This window comes from Izhakiella australiensis (assembly GCF_002006995.1).
Lineage (GTDB): Bacteria > Pseudomonadota > Gammaproteobacteria > Enterobacterales > Enterobacteriaceae > Izhakiella > Izhakiella australiensis.
On record NZ_MRUL01000004.1, the window covers coordinates 1 to 15,802 of the forward strand.

The following is a 15,802-nucleotide window of genomic DNA, read 5'->3' on the forward strand; positions in this document are numbered from 1 at the left end:
AAGAGAAGGAACGAAGAGGAATTTTTCGTCTCAATATAAATTGGTTCGCACAATGACATTATGCTAAAGAGGCCGCTGCGGGAGATATTTTCGCAGCGGCCTTTTCAACATAATGCGTCGACATTATACGAACAATTATGGCGTACAGCGGGAAATGCATCTTTCAGCAATGGGATCTTAACGACATTCACTGATACGCTTCGTATATGCGACGCCTAAGAGAAATCACGACAGATGCGTCTGAAGCATCACGACCATATCCAATAACCTTGCCCTGAATCACCTTCTGTTTACAGAGATGAAGTCAGCTGATATTCGCGTCGCGTTCAGATTAGGCATTATCGTAATAAGACTGTATATTTCTTCTGGCCTCCGGATATTCATAAGACGTCATTTCAATTTTATTGCCTGCTATATCTTCAAAATAAACAGACATTGAGACCTGATGATCGCTGACGGTGAAAGGAATGCTCCGTGACGACAACGTTGTCATAAGTTCATTGAAATAGCTGGCTTTTACGCTGAAGGCCACGGTATGCCCCGGAGCGTGATGCTGTCTCTCGAAAAGCGAAAGTGCGGCATCATTATGCTTCAAAACTAACGGGCCACCCTGAGTAAACCAGAAAAGTAAGGACTCATCACGAGTAAACCCCAGCACTTCTTTGTACCAGACTTCGGCCTCGGCTAAATCATTAACGATGACCTTGCTGGCCTGATAGGCAAGCGAAATATTATATTCATCCTTGTGTTTCTTATTATTTGCTAGCGTGGAGAACGGGCTGGTTTTATAAATATATTCGACTTTAGTCTTAATCTTGCCGAACTTTTCGGTAATATAAAATTTAGCTTTATGGACTATCTTATTTAAACCTTTATTGCTATTGGTGTATTCGTAGTTATATTTACCGCCGAGGGCCACGCTATCAATTAGCTTAACTTTTGCCGCAATACCTGGTTTGTATACCACCTTATCATCAGTGTTATTGAGGGAAAATCCCGGAGTTAAGGTCAGAAAATCGTTCACCTTATAGCGGTAATTAATCGATTCTTTATGACCATTGCCAACAAAGTCCTCAAAGGGCCGATTACCTGACGCCCATTTGACGGTCAGCGCTACCCCGATACCATTATCAAATTTATGAGCGACCTTTAACTGATCTTTATTTTTCCCGCTGTCAATATAGTCATGCCGATAATCAAGCGTGCTTGCCTGCGCCATCCCGGTGCATAAAGCCATTGTACATAACGCCGCCTTGTACAAAGTGCGCATATCCATATATTTTGTATCCCTTTTTTAATCCTGTGTTTACGTCGTTGAAATCCTGCAAGGGTTAAGTCCGAAAAATGGTAATAATTCTTATTATCATCAGTCAAGTAATTTCATGACAAATTTATTTCATTTCCAATGATCACCGCAGGCAAAGACGCTGAGCGCCAGTGTCGACAGGCCGGCGATTTTAGACTGATGTATCGTAGTGGCGGCCATACGCTGGCTGAATGTTTTGATTAATACTGTACGGCGACATAGTATTCGCTGATAAATCATTTTCCGGCGCGCTCACTATGTGCAAATCAGGCTGGCTGCTGCTGTTGCTTCTTACTGCCGTCACCGCTTCCGCAGCAGAAAGGTTTTATGTTAATCCCAATGCGGGTGCGGCGGTCTGGGTCAAAAATCATCCCGATGACCCCAGGAGCGCGCTGATAGCCCGCGCCATTGCCGCTCAGCCCAGCGCCCGCTGGTTTACCGGCACCAGCCAGCCGGTCGACGCGCTTAGCGCAAACGTGGCGGCCTACACCGCAGCAGCGCGCCGGGACGACGCCGTGGCGCTATTAGTGGCGTATAATATCCCCGGTCGCGACTGCAGCGGCGGCGCATCGGCCGGCGGCGCGGCGGATGAGGCCGGCTACAAGACGTGGATTGATCGCCTCGTTCGCGGTATCGGTGCCCGTCCGGCCATCGTCATTCTTGAGCCGGATGCCATTGCAGACGCGGACTGCCTTCCAGCGCCAAAGCGCCGTCAGCGTTTCGGCATGTTGGCCTATGCGGCGGCGGCTTTCAGGCGCGGCGCGCCGGCGGCGCAGGTTTATCTTGATGCCGGTAATCCCGGCTGGAAAGCGCCGGCGGAAATGGCGCGCTATCTGAACCAGTCCGGGGTAAAAGCGCTAAAAGGCTTTGCGCTTAACGTATCCAATTTTTATTCAACCGAACAAAATCTGGCCTATGGCGACGCCATCAATCGCTATCTGTTGGCACACTTCGGCTACAGCAGATCTTTATTAATCGATACCAGTCGTAATGGAAACGGCGCCAGCCCTGGCGACTGGTGTAATCCGCCGGGGCGCAAGCTTGGCGTTGCCACCCGGCGCTTGTCTCCGGACGTGCTTGCCGCCTGGATAAAAACACCGGGCAACTCCGATGGTTCGTCATCAGTAAACACAGACTGCCACCACGGTCCTGCGGCCGGTAGCTTTAGCCCAGCACTGGCAGCAAAGCTTATTTCCGGGGGCTGAGTATGATAATCGCCCCGCTCACCTCCGGGCTGGATACGCTTATAGCTTAATAACCAGCTTACCAAAGTGATTTTTCTCACTCATGCTCTGATAGGCCTGATCCGCTTCATCCAACGGATAAACCCGGTCAATGTAAGGTTTAATTCCTGAAAGCGTTAAGGCTTTTAGCGTAGAAACCGGACCGACATAAATTCCCTGCAACGTAATTCTCTTTGCCAGGATCGCGCCAGTATCAATCTTACCGTCAAAGCCGGTCAGCACGCCCATCAGCGAGATCCTGCCGCCGTGGCGGGTTGCTTTAAGGGTTGAGTTGAGCGTGGCCGGCCCGGCAACGTCAACGGCCAGGTCAACCCCCTTCCCTGCGGTCAGCCGCAATACCTCGCTCGCCCAGTCACTATTATGATGATAGTTAATCAGGTGATCGGCACCCAGCTGCCGTGCGCGCTGCAGCTTTTCATCAGAACTTGAGGTAATGATGACTTTTGCCCCGGCGATTTTTGCCAGCTGCAGAGCAAAAATAGAAACCCCACCGGTTCCCAACAGCAGCACCGTTTCGCCAGGCAGCAAAGGGCGGCGCTCAAACAGTGCCGACCACGCCGTAACCGCCGCGCAGGGCAGCGTTGCCGCCTCTTCAAACGTCATTGAATCAGGTATATGACTTATGCCTGCGGCATTAACCACCACCTGCTCAGCCAGTACGCCATCGACGCCAGGGCCACCCAGCGATGAATCCTGCTTGTCCGCCGAGAATTCCCCCTCAACCCAGCCAGGCATAAATCCAATCACCACCCGATCGCCAACGCTGAACCCCCTGACCTCCGCGCCGATCGCGCTTATCACGCCAGCGCCGTCAGAAAGCGGGACAATACCTTCAGCCTGACTTGCAACCAGAATGTCCCGGTAGTTTAGCGAAGCGGCTTTTATCCTGATAACAACCTGCCCGATGCCGGGCTGCGGCGTCGGAAGCTCCTCTGCTGCCAGCAGCGGTCTCTGCCGGCCCGTTAATTTATAAGCTTTCATCTGATTTCTCCTTGTAAAGAGAAAAGCATATCAGGACAATACATCTTTCATAAGTACGTACAAAAATGGCATGTAGTATCATGAATGATAGTATTGAGACGTTAAAAGAAGGCAGAAAGGGTCGCCAGCGCAAAGCGCAACGCACCGGATGCGCCGTTGAAGTCACGCTTTCGGTTATAGGCGGCGTCTGGAAACCGGTAATTCTTTTTCATTTGCTGCAGGGAAAGCTACGTTTCAATGAGCTTTGTAAACGCACATCGTCCGCGACGCCGCGGATGATGACGCTTCAGCTGCGAGAGCTTGAAAGTGACGGAATAATAAGTCGCACGGTGTATGCTGAAGTCCCACCGCGAGTAGAGTATGAGCTAACCGAAACCGGCCGGTCGCTCGAACCAATACTGCTGACGATGCGGGATTGGGGAAGCAGGTATCAGTCGCAGTAGCGTGGGTTGCCAGGCAACCCACGATCAGATTTAGTTTTCCACGGAGATTTGGTCGCGCGCGCTGGCCATCAGGCAGTGCTCAACTGCCGTGTAGACCTCTGCTACGCTAATGGACCTGACTCCGTCGCTCTCAGCAGCGGGCACCAGCACCCGATGCAGGTGCTGATCCTGAATCGGCGCGGCTCCGGCAACCTGAGCCTGACCGCCAAACAGCGTAACTACCGGCGTTTTTAGCGCCACCGCTATATGCAGCGGTCCCGTATCGCCAACCACCAGGCAGGAAAAGCCAGCAATCCGCGCCGCAAGCTGTTTGAGACTCGTTTTTCCGGCCAGATTGCGCACATTAACTTGCCCGGAATGCAGGGCATCAATAATGCCCTGATTAAGCGCGCTTTCACCGCCTGCGCCGATAAGTTCAATATCCACTTCCGGATGCTGAGCCAGGAGCATTTGAATCAATTGAGTAAAGTTTTCAGCCGGCCAGCACCGTTCAAGGCTTGATGCGCCGGCATGTATTCCAATCACCGGCCTTACCGGCTGTTCTACGCTAAAAGGTGCGGGGATAAACATCGCCTTCGACGGCATAGCAATACCGACCGAATTCAATAACTGGGCCTTCTGTTCAATAAGATGAATATTGCCTTGCTGGCGATTGTCGTAGTGTACTGACAAGAACGGCGCCAGCGCAAAATCCTTCTGACCCTGGTAATCGTTATAATAAACGTCTTTGATGATATAGGTCGAAAATGCCATTGAGGCGGCGATGATGTCATACGGCGTACGCGAGTGAAGGATAAAAGTCGCATCGACCTTGTGCTGACGCAATACGCTGGCAAGTTTTATTACGCTATTTACTCTGCCGCTCCAGAAGATGATCTCATCAAACAACTCGCTGCCAGATACCAGTGCTTCATTACGCTGACTCATCACCAGCAGTAGCTTTGCCCTGGGCCAGCGCGCCTTTATTGCGCCAATTGCTGGCGTGTTGAAGATAAAATCACCGAGCGCGGTAGTAGAAAAAATGGCAATAGTTTTAAGATCGTCTTTCTCGTCGAAGCGTGTAATCTTTTTTACTTTGTAGCCGGTCACTCTCCACAGGGACAGAAAGACTCCAGCAGCTAATTGTTTTGCAACCTTACTCATAGATCTCCGTCGCCATCTTGTGTAGATCAGCGCATGCCTTTATCTATACGGATTTTTCTTAAGGCAAAATAATAGCAGATTGAGCACCGGCGCAACGAAGTTTATCTACATGATTCAGACTGACTTACCGCTGAAGGCAAGCCAGTTATTCAGAGGCTGTGTTGCCTGGATTAATCATCCCTACCACGGCGCAGGGCCATCAGGCCCGACAAAGCTTCCGCTAACGCCGTCGCCGGCTGCCAGAGCGAACTGAACCGGCAGTTTTGCCCCCTCCTCTACCGTCATAGTTCCGCTGTGGCCGGTAAGATCGGTTTTCACATAGCCAGGACTGACCGAATGAACCTTAATGGCGCTGCCGCGCAGTTGTTCAGCCAGTTGGACGGTCAGCATGTTAAGCGCCGCCTTAGAGGCGTTATAACCAAGCAGACGCGCTGAATAGTAAGGCGAATCCGGATCGCCGTTCAGCATCAACGACCCCAGCGAGCTGGAAAGATTGACAATATTGGCTGCCGGAGACTTATGCAGTAGCGGTAACATCGCCTGCGTTAGCGCCAGGGTGCCGATAAAGTTAGTTTCAAGTATGCGACGCACTGCATCAGGTGAAGCAACGTCCGGCGGACCATCTTTTGCGTCAACAATGCCGGCATTATTCACCAGAATATCAAGCCTGCCGTACTCGCGGGTGATCGTTTCAACGGCGGCGGCAATGCTATGTTTATCGGTAATATCAAGCGCAACAACCTGTACGTTAATACCTTCTGATAAGAGTTTTTCCAGCGCGCTTTTACCGCGCCCTGCATCGCGGGCGCCAATAATGACAACGGTGCCGGCCTGCGCCAGCTGGCGAGCTATTTCCAGACCAATGCCCTTATTCGCGCCGGTAACGAGCGCAATACGTATGCTGCTGACCATGGTGACTCCTTCTGCTATTGTGTTTCACTAATTATGATATGAAGGATCATGCAGCTTGAGTATTCGCTTATGACGCAGAGCACGCCGGCACATTTGACCCCGCGTAAAAGGCCGCGCCAGGCACGAGCCAAAGCTACGCTTGAGGCTATTTTTCAGGCCACCACTCAGGTTTTAATTGCCGAAGGTCCGTACCGGCTGACGACGACGCGGGTCGCGGAACGCGCCGGCGTTTCGATTGGCTCCATGTACCAGTATTTTCCTCACAAGCAGGCGCTATTTTATGCGTTAAATGAAAACTATCTGGACGCGCTGGCCGGGAGGATAACCGCAGCCTGCCAGGCCCAATCTGGCGCATCGATTGAGCAGATGGTCGCCGCGCTGGTAAACGCCTACTGGCAGGCAAAAATGGAGAGACCTGAAGTGACTCGCGCGCTCTATCGCTCGGTTGCAGAGCTGGATAATCAGGCGTTAATCGCCTCTTTCGCCGCGCGGGTGGATGCCGCCGCACTCACTATGTTTGCCAGTGCGAACGATGCCAGCTTTGCCGATCTGACGGCAGTAAATCTGACGCTGATTCACTGCGTTTTCGGCACCGTTCGCAGCGTGTTCGAGCGTAACTTACCGCCGCAGGAGGCGCTCACCATTCGTGATCATCTGATGATGATGTGCGTTGCTTACCTCAGATCCGTTAGTGACCGCTCACCTGTTTACAACACTCAAAAATAAAGCCAGAATACGCACGCACGATTTATTATCCCGCGCTGATGCCATGCAGATGCTGGATAATCTATCAGGTACTGCCTTGCATTGGGCGGGCAATACCGCAAATAACCTCGCGAAAAATTGGCTACGTCCGTGGTCAACACATACGCCGACTGTTTTACCGTCCGGCCAGCGTTTTCCCTAACCGCCTGAGGCTTTTTCAGGCAATGTCAAAAGGCTGCCAGCCAGTCTGGATATTGACAGGAGCGCTGCATGAACCGACCGCTTATCGTTATTTTTACTACCATCACCCTTGATGCCATGGGCATTGGGATTATCTTTCCAATTCTCCCCGCGTTGATCAAAGAAATTACCCATTCTGATAATGTGGCCCTGTATATTGGCATCCTCGGCGCCTTATATGCAGTAATGCAGTTTATCTGTGCCCCGCTGCTCGGCGCACTTAGCGATCGCCTGGGACGGCGTCCGCTACTGCTGTTTTCTCTTGGCGGCGCCAGCATTAACTACCTGCTGCTGTGCTTTTCGCCAACCCTGTCATTACTGCTGGTTGGCCGCGCCATCGCTGGCATGACCGGCGCCAGTATTTCGGTGGCGATGGCTTATATCACCGATATATCTGCGCCTGAACATCGCGCCCGACACTTTGGCTGGTTCAATGCCATGTTCGGCATTGGCTTTATTGTGGGTCCGGTTCTTGGCGGTACGCTCGGCGATTACTGGGTGCGCCTGCCTTTTATTGCCGCCGCGCTACTCAACGGCGGTAACTTCCTGCTGGCGCTACTGGTTCTGCCTGAGACGCGTAAAGCAAGCAGGGATAAATTAACGCTATCAGCACTCAATCCTTTGCAGCCGATACGCTGGCTGTTCTCGTTGAAAGGCGTTATGCCGGTGGTGCTGACTTTTTTTATTCTCAGCTTCACCGGTGAAGCCTATGGCATTTGCTGGGCGTTATGGGGCAAAGATGCCTTTCAGTGGAATGGCTTTTATATCGGGCTGTCGCTGGGCGCGTTTGGCGTGTGTCAGACGCTGGTGCAGCTTTTTCTGCCCGGCCCCGCTGCCAGAATCCTTGGCGAGCGAAATACCGTAGTAACCGGCATCGCCTGCGCCTGCACGGCGCTGTGCGCCATGGCTTTAGCCCGTGAAGGCTGGATGGTTTTTGCCATCATGCCGCTGTTCGCTCTCGGCAGTATCGGCACGCCGGCGCTGCAGACGCTGGCCAGCCGCCAGGTCGATGCCGATAATCAGGGGCGGTTTCAGGGGCTACTGGCCTCAACGGTCAGCCTGGCCTCCATTATCGCCCCGCTCATTTTTTCTGCGTGCTATTTTGCCGTGCAACAGCGCTGGCCTGGCGCCATCTGGCTGGCGGTAGCCATGGTTTATCTGATTGCTTTGCCGCTGGTTATTTATGGCATCGCCAGTCGTTCTGTCAGCGCACAGCATAGCTGAGGCAGCGGCTAAGGCTGACTGACGTCACAAGGCTTCGCTTCCTGCTCCAGCCAGCTGAGCAGCGTTTTCAGCGCTGAAGACTTGGCGGCATCACGCGGAAGCCACATCGCGTAGCTGCTGCCGGGAACGCCTCCGCTCTGCTAATTGACGACATCCTGTTGGTTTCCGGTACCCTGCTTGTCTGCCACCTGTTCAGCTAAGCCAAAGCTTAGCGAAAGTACGGCCTGAGGCAGTGGCGAAATGTCACTGCCGGTTCGCTCGCCAGCGCGGCGGCAGTGCTATCCGGGTGCGCAGCCAGGAATTGCTCAACGATGGCGTAGCCCAGCGAATAGCCGGTCCATCTGGGAATTGACGAGCTGCCGAAGAACCAGTCGCTATGGGAGTAATCATGACGTTCCCAAAGGGTTTCAGCCTCTCTGGCGTAGTCAGAAATCAGCGCATCATCAAGGGTTTCCCAGATTTCCGGCGGCCCACCCAGCAGTTCGCTAACAAAGTGGCCGGCCAGCCCCTCAGTAACCAACGCTTCACCCAGGGTTGAGCCATACCCCGGCCCGTCCCAGCGGGCTGCATGGTGCAGCTCATGGGCAAACATTCTTTCCAGGGAAGCATTGTGGTTTGCGCCAAACACCGCGCTGTACGGATCGATAGTTATGTAAATAAAACCGGGTTCCGGCGTATAGCCAAGATGGCCCTTTTCCGGGATCACCTGCGGTCCGGCCTTAACGATGACATCAACATTCCCCGCCAGCGGCAGCGTATTTCTGGCTTTAATAAAGGTCTCAGTCAGAACCTGGTTAATCCATGACTTGTGCTGTGAAAGCTGGCCTCTGGCATCAATAAAATGAATGCAAACCTCTGACATCTGATCTCCTTTTGCTGTCGCTGCGCCCGCTCGCTTGACTATGAAGGGTTATTTAACCGCCCGGGCAGCATCCCACAGGCTCATCATTCTGACAACAGCGCGTTCAGTTTCCTGCTGCGCCACGCCGTCGCGCGCCAGCGTCGATATTCCCATAAGAAAACTGTCAAAAGCGGCGCTCAACGCAACGACATCCTGAGCCTCTTCCAGCTCACCCGCCTCAATTCCTCTGTTAATACAATTTTTTATTCCTTCCCGGGTGCGCTGGCGGGAATCTTCAAACGGTTTCAGCAGACGGCGGTTTTCATCTGAGCAGGCGGACATAACGCCGAGCGCAACCATGCAGCCCTTTGGATGCCCCTCTGCATACTGCATCCTGACTGAATTCATCAGCGTAGTTTCCAGCGCCTCACGCGCCGACAGTTCGCAATTCCACAGCGATTCCGTGACCTGCGCGTGCGTGTCCAGATAGCAATTGACCGCCTCATTAAACAGCGCTTCCTTCGAGCCAAAAGCGGCGTAAAAACTCGGCGCGGTGATGCCTTTGCCGATGGCTGCTTTTAGCTGCGCCAGCGAAGTTGAATCATAGCCATTTTGCCAAAAAAGATGCATCGCCTTAATTACCGCCTGGCTGCGGTCAAACTGCCTCGGTCGACCTGTTCTCATCATGGTTCCTCCCGACATTTATACTAATTGGTACATAAATTATTGACAAGCAGGATTACCACTCGCAACATATATACCGATCGATACATTAATGATTTGGATCGACGTTAACCCGCAAATGGCAGTCATGACAGCTTATTCACTGACTTACAGGTTTAATGATGAAGACACTTACTCAACCTCGGGAAAGCCACACACTCCCGGTTTTTGCCCTGCTGGCGCTGGCCATGACGGGTTTTATTTGCATACTAACCGAAACAATTCCGGCTGGACTGCTGCCGCAAATCAGTGCTGGACTGAATATCGCCCCCTCGCTGAGCGGACAGTTGGTTACCGCCTATGCCGCCGGCTCGCTGCTGGCGGCTATCCCCCTTACCCTGCTTACCCGTAGCTGGCCCCGTCGGCGGGTGCTGTTAACGACCGTAGGCGGTTTTCTGATTTTCAATAGCTTAACGGCCGCCTCCACGCAGATTATGGTTATTTTGGTCGCGCGCTTCTTTGCCGGCGCTTGTGCCGGGCTGGCCTGGAGTCTGCTTGCCGGCTATGCGCGCAGGATGGTTACGCCTGCGCTACAGGGCCGGGCGCTGGCGCTGGCCATGGTAGGAACACCGCTGGCCCTGTCGCTTGGCGTGCCGGCCGGCACCTGGATGGGCGCCTTTCTCGGTTGGCACCTGACGTTTTTTGTTATGTCCGCCCTGTCAGTGATTCTCATTGGCTGGATATTGCTGAGCGTTCCGGACTATCCGGGGCAGCCCGCTGGCGCGAAAGCAGAGACGGCTCGCGTGCTGCTGCTCCCCGGCGTGCGGCCGGTGCTGGGCGTAGTGCTAACCTGGATGCTGGCTCATAACATTCTCTACACCTACATCGCGCCCTTTATTGCACCCGCAGGCCTTGCAAATGACGTGGACCTGGTGCTGCTGATTTTTGGCCTGGCAGCCCTTAGCGGAATTTTTATTACCGGTCGGCGGTTGATAACCATCTGCGGCGGGCGGTCCTGCTGTCACTGTCGGGCTTTGCGGCGGTATCTCTGGTTTTCGCCCTTAACGCAAGCTCTCCATGGATAATCTATCCAGGCGTTGCGCTATGGGGACTGACCTTCGGCGGCGCCGCCACCCTGCTGCAAACGGCGCTGGCAGACGCCGCCGGCCAGCATACGGATGTGGCGCTATCGATGAACGTCGTTACCTGGAACAGCGCGATCGCACTTGGCGGCGTGGCTGGCGGCGCTCTGCTGAATTATCCCGGTATTCGCGCCTTTCCGTGGGTGCTGCTTGCCCTGCTGTCCGTCGCACTAATCATTTCTCTGCGGGCGCAAAGTGGATTTCCGTCTGCGGGTCGTCGGCTGTGCGCGTCTGCCAGCCGCTGATGCGCTGGCTATGACAATAAAGCGGGTAATGTTTCTTTGATTAAACAGGAGCACAGAATGGCATTAGAAAATAAACAGGCTGACGGTTCATTCGTCGTCACGGGGTCAACCCCTGAATTTCCGTTGCCGCAAGGATTCAGCAGCGAATATCAGACGGTGGACGGCATAAATATGCACTACGTCAAAGGTGGGCATGGACCATTAGTTTATCTGGTGCATGGCTTTGGTCAGGCGTGGTACGAATGGCACCAGCTGATGCCACAGCTGGCGACCAATCATACCGTTGTCGCCGTCGACCTGCCGGGGCTTGGCATGTCGCAGCCCCCGCTCACTGGCTACAGTGGCGAACAGGTGGCTGAATATTTGTATAAGCTTGCGGAAACGTTGTCCGGGGATGAAAAATTCACCCTCATCGCCCATGACATCGGCATCTGGAACACCTACCCGATGGCGGTGAAACATCAGGATAAAATCGACAAAGTTATTTATATGGAAGCGCCGGTTCCGGATCAGCGCATGTATGATTTCCCGGCGTTTTCACCTCAGGGGGAATCGCTGGTATGGCATTTCAGCTTCTTCGCGGCGCAGAACAGGCTGGCAGAGACCCTGATCGCCGGCAATGAGGGATTCTTTCTTACCCACTTCATACAGCAACACGCCGCCAACAAGGAGGCCTTCACGCCAGCACTGCTGGAGATGTATAGCCGATCGTATAGTAAGCCGCATTCGCTTACCGCTTCATTTGAATATTACCGCGCGCTTAACGTCTCTATCGCGCAAAACCGAAAACTGGCTGAGACTAAACTGGAAATGCCGGTGATGGCCATCGGCGGCGGCGGTCACGGGGGGATGGGACAGTTTCAGGTCGACCAGATGAAACAGTATGCGACTGATGTGCAGGGCCACGTTTTGTCCGGCGGCGGTCATTGGCTGCCGGAAGAGTGCCCTTCAGAGCTAAACGCGTTGGTGTTGGGATTTATTAACCCATAGCCGATAAAGCTAAGCCCCGGCGCTATGACAACAGTCGCGTACCAGCTGGCGTAGCCAGCGATGGCCGGGATCGGCTTCAAGGCGCGGATGCCATATCAAAGAAACGGTAATCCCTTCAACGTTCAGCGGTAACTCAAAAGCAAAAACATCAGGGCAGCCATGACTCTGCTGCCCTGAGCGGCTACTAACCAAGGATGCCGGCACCAGCGCCACCAAATCTGAACTCCGCGCAACGGCCAGCGCGGCCGGAAAGCCGGGCACCACGGCTGCCACGTTGCGCGACAGCCCCATGTTGCTCAGCGCCTCATCGACCGGGCCGCGTACCTTGCCGCGACGTGAGGCGACAACATGGCTGAATGCGAGGTAGTCCTCCAGCGTGACCGGATCCCGCTGTGCTAACGGATGCCCCGCGCGCACCACGCCGACAAAGCGATCGCGAAACAGCGCTTGCAGCCGAATTTCCGGCCCCGTGTCGCCCAGCACGCCGATCTCCAGATCCACCCACCCTTCGCGCAGTCCGCTGGCGCTTTTTTCCGGCTTAGGGGCAAAGCACAGCAGAACCTGCGGCGCAACGCGAGCGGCGGCTATCAGCGCGGCGCCGTAAGCTTCAACAAACCCTTCATTGCTGCGGATGATAAAGGTACGGGCCAGCGTGGTGACGTCAAACTCTTCTGCGCAAGGACGAAGTACTGCGCGCGCGTCAATCACAGCCTGGCGGGTGCGCTCGCGGATACGTTGAGCATACGGGGTTAATACCATATGGCGTCCGGCGCGGACCAGAAGCGGATCGGCGGTCGCGCTGCGCAGGCGGCTAAGCGTACGGCTCATGGCAGAAGCGCTTAGATTGAGACGCCGGGCAGCGGCGACCACGCTGACTTCCGTCAGCAGCATATCCAGCGCGATAAGCAGATTAAAGTCGGGCTCGTTCATGGCCAACGCCGCATTATCCTTCGGTTTGCGTTATTTCCGTAAACTCAGGTTTCTCTCTTGCCACCGTATAGGCAATGTTTTTCACATCGTTACCCGTCGTGGTTACCGTTATCGGCTCAATCGTGACCCGACCATAACCAAACAGCGTTGGCACATAGCCGCCGATCTGATGCTCACCGGGCGGCAGATGGATGGTTTTATCCTCACCGGAGGGCAGTTCCCCGGCCTCCTTACCATCAACCGTCACGAAAACTTCTGAACCATCATCGGTTCGGGTAACAATATGGGACAAATCAATCCGCGTCGGGCCATCAAAGGCGTGGACCGCCGCCTGGTCTGGTTGCTTTGGCGCACAGCCAGCTAATAAAACACACGTCATCATAGCAGTCAGAGTATAACGAGAAAGCATTGTGAACCTATTACCTCCATGAAAATTAACAAACCCTTATTTTAGCTTCAGACGAAGCGCTTTGCAGAACGGCAAAGTTCAGCATGTTCCTAAACTGCCCTCTGCAGTCCTTTTTCGTGGTAGTCGTTGGCTTGCTATGTCGCGGGTTTTTATACTCATCATTGCCGTCCCCTGTAAAGCCATATCAGACTTAAGGGTAGACAATGATGAGCAACAGACGGATGCCGGGTTTAGTTATTAGCGGAATGACTGGATGAAGAAGGTGGCGGAGTTTGTGTATCAGAGGCAGCGGCCGGTTGTGAAGACGAGGTTGTCGTCGGCGTTTGCGGCGCGGCGCTGCCTGAACTATCAGTTGAAGCGCTGGTTGAATGCGTTGCGCTATTGCCGGAGGCGGCTGAGGCGGCCGTCGGCGTGGTGGTGGTCGCTGCGGCGCCCGGCGCCGTGACGACTTGCGTCGCGTTCTGCCCTGAGGTGGCGGAAGCGTTGCTGGTCGGAGCTGATGTGGTTCCGGTTCCGGTCGCGTTTTGCTCCGCAGCGGCAGGGGCGCCCGAAGCGCTCGCGTTTCCTGTCGTACTCTGGGCTGGCGTTGCCGCCGGCGCGCCAGATGTTGTTGGCGCAGGCGCTGCGGCTGCATTCCCGGTGCTGCTCTGGTTAGCATTTGCGGCTTCAGCTGTGGAAGCAGAAGCGCTGCCACTGCTCTGCGGCGCTTCTGCAGAAGCTGGTGGCGTAACCGGTGCGGCGACCGGTGCCGGCGGCGGAACCGGCGTAGAACCCGTCACCCTGAATCCGGATTGGTTGTTAGTTACTGCGTAGGTAATGTTTTGCACCGCACGTGCATGAGTGGTGACATCAACCGGCTTAACGGTAACGCGCCCATAGTTGAACAGCGTGGAAACATAGCCGCCAACCTTATGCTTCCCGGCTTTCAGATGGATGTCGCGGCTTTCTCCTGCCGGAAGCAGCCCGGCGTCTTTACCATCAACGGTGAGGAAAATACGCGAACCATCATCGGCGCGGGTCAGCTGATGGGAAACATGGATAAGCGTTGGCCCCGAAAAGGCCTCGCTGTCGTCATCGGTGCCGGGTTGTTTGGCACATCCGGAAAGAAAAATAGCGGCGGCAACGCCAGCCAGCGTTAAGCGAATGTACATGCTATAAAACAAACCTTTGTAACAAACGGGTGCGCTATTCTAACCAACGCCATGTTTGGTTAACAGCGAGCTGAGGTTAAGCTTTGTCTCAAAAATTGTAAAGAAGCGTAGCAATACGGCAAAAATAAAGGCGCTGACGGATAGCGATGCGGGTCCGTCAGACAGCTGTTTGCGGCGCTGATTTACCCAGGCGCTTTATCAGCGACATTGCGTATTGCAGGCCTGAGTGCAGCTGACCAGATTGGCGCTACAGCCGCCGCCCTCACGTGCATTACAGCGGCTGTTTTCCACATAGCAATTGGTCTGGCAGGCGGAGCTATCGCAGCGTGCAGCCGCTGGGGTAAATACCGCCTGGGACTTTCGCGGCAGATGATCAACCTGATTAGTTTTTACCGTAGCGGCCTGACTGCCGGCCGCCATGGCTGCCAGCAGCAAAAGTGCCGTTGTGATGTTTTTCATTGGCGCTCTCCTTTAACCTTGTCAGCGCTAAGTATGACGCAGAAAAAGCGCCGTCAGCATAATTCGGATATTTTCCGGCGACTCAGCGACGGGCACGGCCGGGTAGCAGGCAGAAGGCGGGTAGCGGAAGGGTAAATAACAGCAGCAACCAGACCAGGGTATACACCGCGTTGATGCCATCATTTTGCAAATTATTATAAAGCTTCACCGTCATTCCCTGCGGGAAGGTAGTCATCGCTCTCTGCCTTATCGTTATATAAAATTTTATATAAGGATTATGCCACGCGGCCTGAGACGCTTTGCGTATAAACATTCTTTCATTTTGTTTCAGCTAAGCCCCGATTACGATTGTCGTCCTTCCAGAAACTGCTGTAGCACCCGCGCGTGGTTATGCTGCTGGTCCCTGCTGGCGTACAGCAGCGTGACCCTGCCACGGGCGGCGGTCTCCACTATCCGCTGCCATATGGCGGGATCCAGCCGCTCAAGCTGCTGTAAATAGGCCTGCCTGAAGCCGGAAAAATCGATCTGCTCAGCGTGCAGCTGCCGGCGCAGATCGGCCGAGGGCGCCAGCACTTTCAGCCACTCGTCCAGCTTCAGATCGGCTTTTTTAATGCCGCGCGGCCACAGCCTGTCAACCAGCACCCGGTAGCCGTCGCTTTTTTCCACGTCCTGATATACCCGTTTGCACTGAAACATCGTCACCTCCCATTACGCGCGCTTCGCTGCGTTAACCAGCATAGCATCCCCGACGTGGCAAAGCGTCGGCGCCTGTGG

At 54.3% G+C, this 15,802-nt stretch carries 17 protein-coding genes and 1 pseudogene; 6 read left to right on the plus strand and 12 right to left on the minus strand.

Going from position 1 to position 15,802, the window contains the following annotated elements:
- Positions 1-331: 331 nt before the first annotated feature.
- Complete coding sequence (locus BTJ39_RS25360; protein WP_176110257.1) at positions 332-1,276, minus strand: oligogalacturonate-specific porin KdgM family protein; 945 nt, start codon at positions 1,274-1,276, stop codon at positions 332-334.
- 287 nt (positions 1,277-1,563) lie between these two features.
- Here BTJ39_RS25360 and BTJ39_RS07835 point away from each other — a divergent pair, with 287 nt between their 5' ends.
- Complete coding sequence (locus tag BTJ39_RS07835) at positions 1,564-2,511, plus strand: glycoside hydrolase family 6 protein (RefSeq protein ID WP_078002129.1); 948 nt, start codon at positions 1,564-1,566, stop codon at positions 2,509-2,511.
- Between the two features lie 39 nt (positions 2,512-2,550).
- Here the strand turns inward: BTJ39_RS07835 and BTJ39_RS07840 are convergent, their stop codons facing one another.
- Entirely contained in the window at positions 2,551-3,531 is a 981-nt protein-coding gene (locus tag BTJ39_RS07840) for a zinc-dependent alcohol dehydrogenase family protein (protein WP_078002130.1), read from the minus strand.
- A gap of 80 nt (positions 3,532-3,611) precedes the next feature.
- Here BTJ39_RS07840 and BTJ39_RS07845 point away from each other — a divergent pair, with 80 nt between their 5' ends.
- Positions 3,612-3,974: a winged helix-turn-helix transcriptional regulator gene (locus tag BTJ39_RS07845; RefSeq protein ID WP_078002399.1), complete on the plus strand. Its 363-nt coding sequence runs from the start codon at positions 3,612-3,614 to the stop codon at positions 3,972-3,974.
- A 30-nt stretch (positions 3,975-4,004) separates the two neighbouring features.
- Here BTJ39_RS07845 and BTJ39_RS07850 read toward each other — a convergent pair whose 3' ends face one another.
- Both BTJ39_RS07850 and BTJ39_RS07855 read right to left on the minus strand, forming a co-directional pair.
- Positions 4,005-5,117, minus strand: coding sequence for a glycosyltransferase family 9 protein (locus BTJ39_RS07850; protein WP_078002131.1), 1,113 nt, complete (start codon positions 5,115-5,117; stop codon positions 4,005-4,007).
- A gap of 180 nt (positions 5,118-5,297) precedes the next feature.
- Positions 5,298-6,029, minus strand: a complete 732-nt coding sequence (locus BTJ39_RS07855; RefSeq protein WP_078002132.1) for an SDR family oxidoreductase — start codon at positions 6,027-6,029, stop codon at positions 5,298-5,300.
- A 69-nt stretch (positions 6,030-6,098) separates the two neighbouring features.
- On the opposite strand from BTJ39_RS07855, the gene BTJ39_RS07860 reads away from it, so the two are divergent.
- Together BTJ39_RS07860 and BTJ39_RS07865 are read left to right on the plus strand one after the other, a co-directional pair.
- Complete coding sequence (locus BTJ39_RS07860; protein ID WP_078002400.1) at positions 6,099-6,755, plus strand: TetR/AcrR family transcriptional regulator; 657 nt, start codon at positions 6,099-6,101, stop codon at positions 6,753-6,755.
- 249 nt (positions 6,756-7,004) lie between these two features.
- A complete protein-coding gene (locus BTJ39_RS07865) occupies positions 7,005-8,198 on the plus strand; it encodes a TCR/Tet family MFS transporter (protein WP_078002133.1) in 1,194 nt (397 codons plus the stop codon).
- Positions 8,199-8,406: 208 nt separating this feature from the next.
- On the opposite strand, the gene BTJ39_RS07870 is transcribed toward BTJ39_RS07865, so the two are convergent.
- Together BTJ39_RS07870 and BTJ39_RS07875 are read right to left on the minus strand one after the other, a co-directional pair.
- Complete coding sequence (locus tag BTJ39_RS07870; protein WP_078002134.1) at positions 8,407-9,060, minus strand: DUF2268 domain-containing putative Zn-dependent protease; 654 nt, start codon at positions 9,058-9,060, stop codon at positions 8,407-8,409.
- A gap of 48 nt (positions 9,061-9,108) precedes the next feature.
- Entirely contained in the window at positions 9,109-9,726 is a 618-nt protein-coding gene (locus BTJ39_RS07875; RefSeq protein WP_078002135.1) for a TetR/AcrR family transcriptional regulator, read from the minus strand.
- 158 nt (positions 9,727-9,884) lie between these two features.
- Here BTJ39_RS07875 and BTJ39_RS07880 point away from each other — a divergent pair.
- Together BTJ39_RS07880 and BTJ39_RS07885 are read left to right on the plus strand one after the other, a co-directional pair.
- Positions 9,885-11,089 (plus strand): annotated as a pseudogene (locus BTJ39_RS07880) (MFS transporter).
- Positions 11,090-11,146: 57 nt separating this feature from the next.
- Positions 11,147-12,079: an alpha/beta fold hydrolase gene (locus tag BTJ39_RS07885; RefSeq protein ID WP_078002136.1), complete on the plus strand. Its 933-nt coding sequence runs from the start codon at positions 11,147-11,149 to the stop codon at positions 12,077-12,079.
- Between the two features lie 9 nt (positions 12,080-12,088).
- Here the strand turns inward: BTJ39_RS07885 and BTJ39_RS07890 are convergent, their stop codons facing one another.
- From BTJ39_RS07890 to BTJ39_RS07915, 6 genes are all read right to left on the minus strand, one after another.
- Complete coding sequence (locus BTJ39_RS07890; RefSeq protein WP_078002137.1) at positions 12,089-13,009, minus strand: LysR family transcriptional regulator; 921 nt, start codon at positions 13,007-13,009, stop codon at positions 12,089-12,091.
- 13 nt (positions 13,010-13,022) lie between these two features.
- Positions 13,023-13,301, minus strand: coding sequence for a DUF2057 domain-containing protein (locus BTJ39_RS07895; RefSeq protein WP_422386024.1), 279 nt, complete (start codon positions 13,299-13,301; stop codon positions 13,023-13,025).
- A 347-nt stretch (positions 13,302-13,648) separates the two neighbouring features.
- A complete protein-coding gene (locus tag BTJ39_RS25365; protein ID WP_338418158.1) occupies positions 13,649-14,569 on the minus strand; it encodes a hypothetical protein in 921 nt (306 codons plus the stop codon).
- A 198-nt stretch (positions 14,570-14,767) separates the two neighbouring features.
- On the minus strand, positions 14,768-15,028 hold the full coding sequence (locus tag BTJ39_RS07905) for a hypothetical protein (protein WP_078002139.1): 261 nt from the start codon (positions 15,026-15,028) through the stop codon (positions 14,768-14,770).
- Between the two features lie 82 nt (positions 15,029-15,110).
- Positions 15,111-15,263, minus strand: a complete 153-nt coding sequence (locus BTJ39_RS07910; RefSeq protein WP_422386026.1) for a hypothetical protein — start codon at positions 15,261-15,263, stop codon at positions 15,111-15,113.
- A gap of 107 nt (positions 15,264-15,370) precedes the next feature.
- Positions 15,371-15,724: a DUF488 domain-containing protein gene (locus tag BTJ39_RS07915; RefSeq protein WP_078002140.1), complete on the minus strand. Its 354-nt coding sequence runs from the start codon at positions 15,722-15,724 to the stop codon at positions 15,371-15,373.
- Positions 15,725-15,802 lie beyond the last annotated feature (78 nt).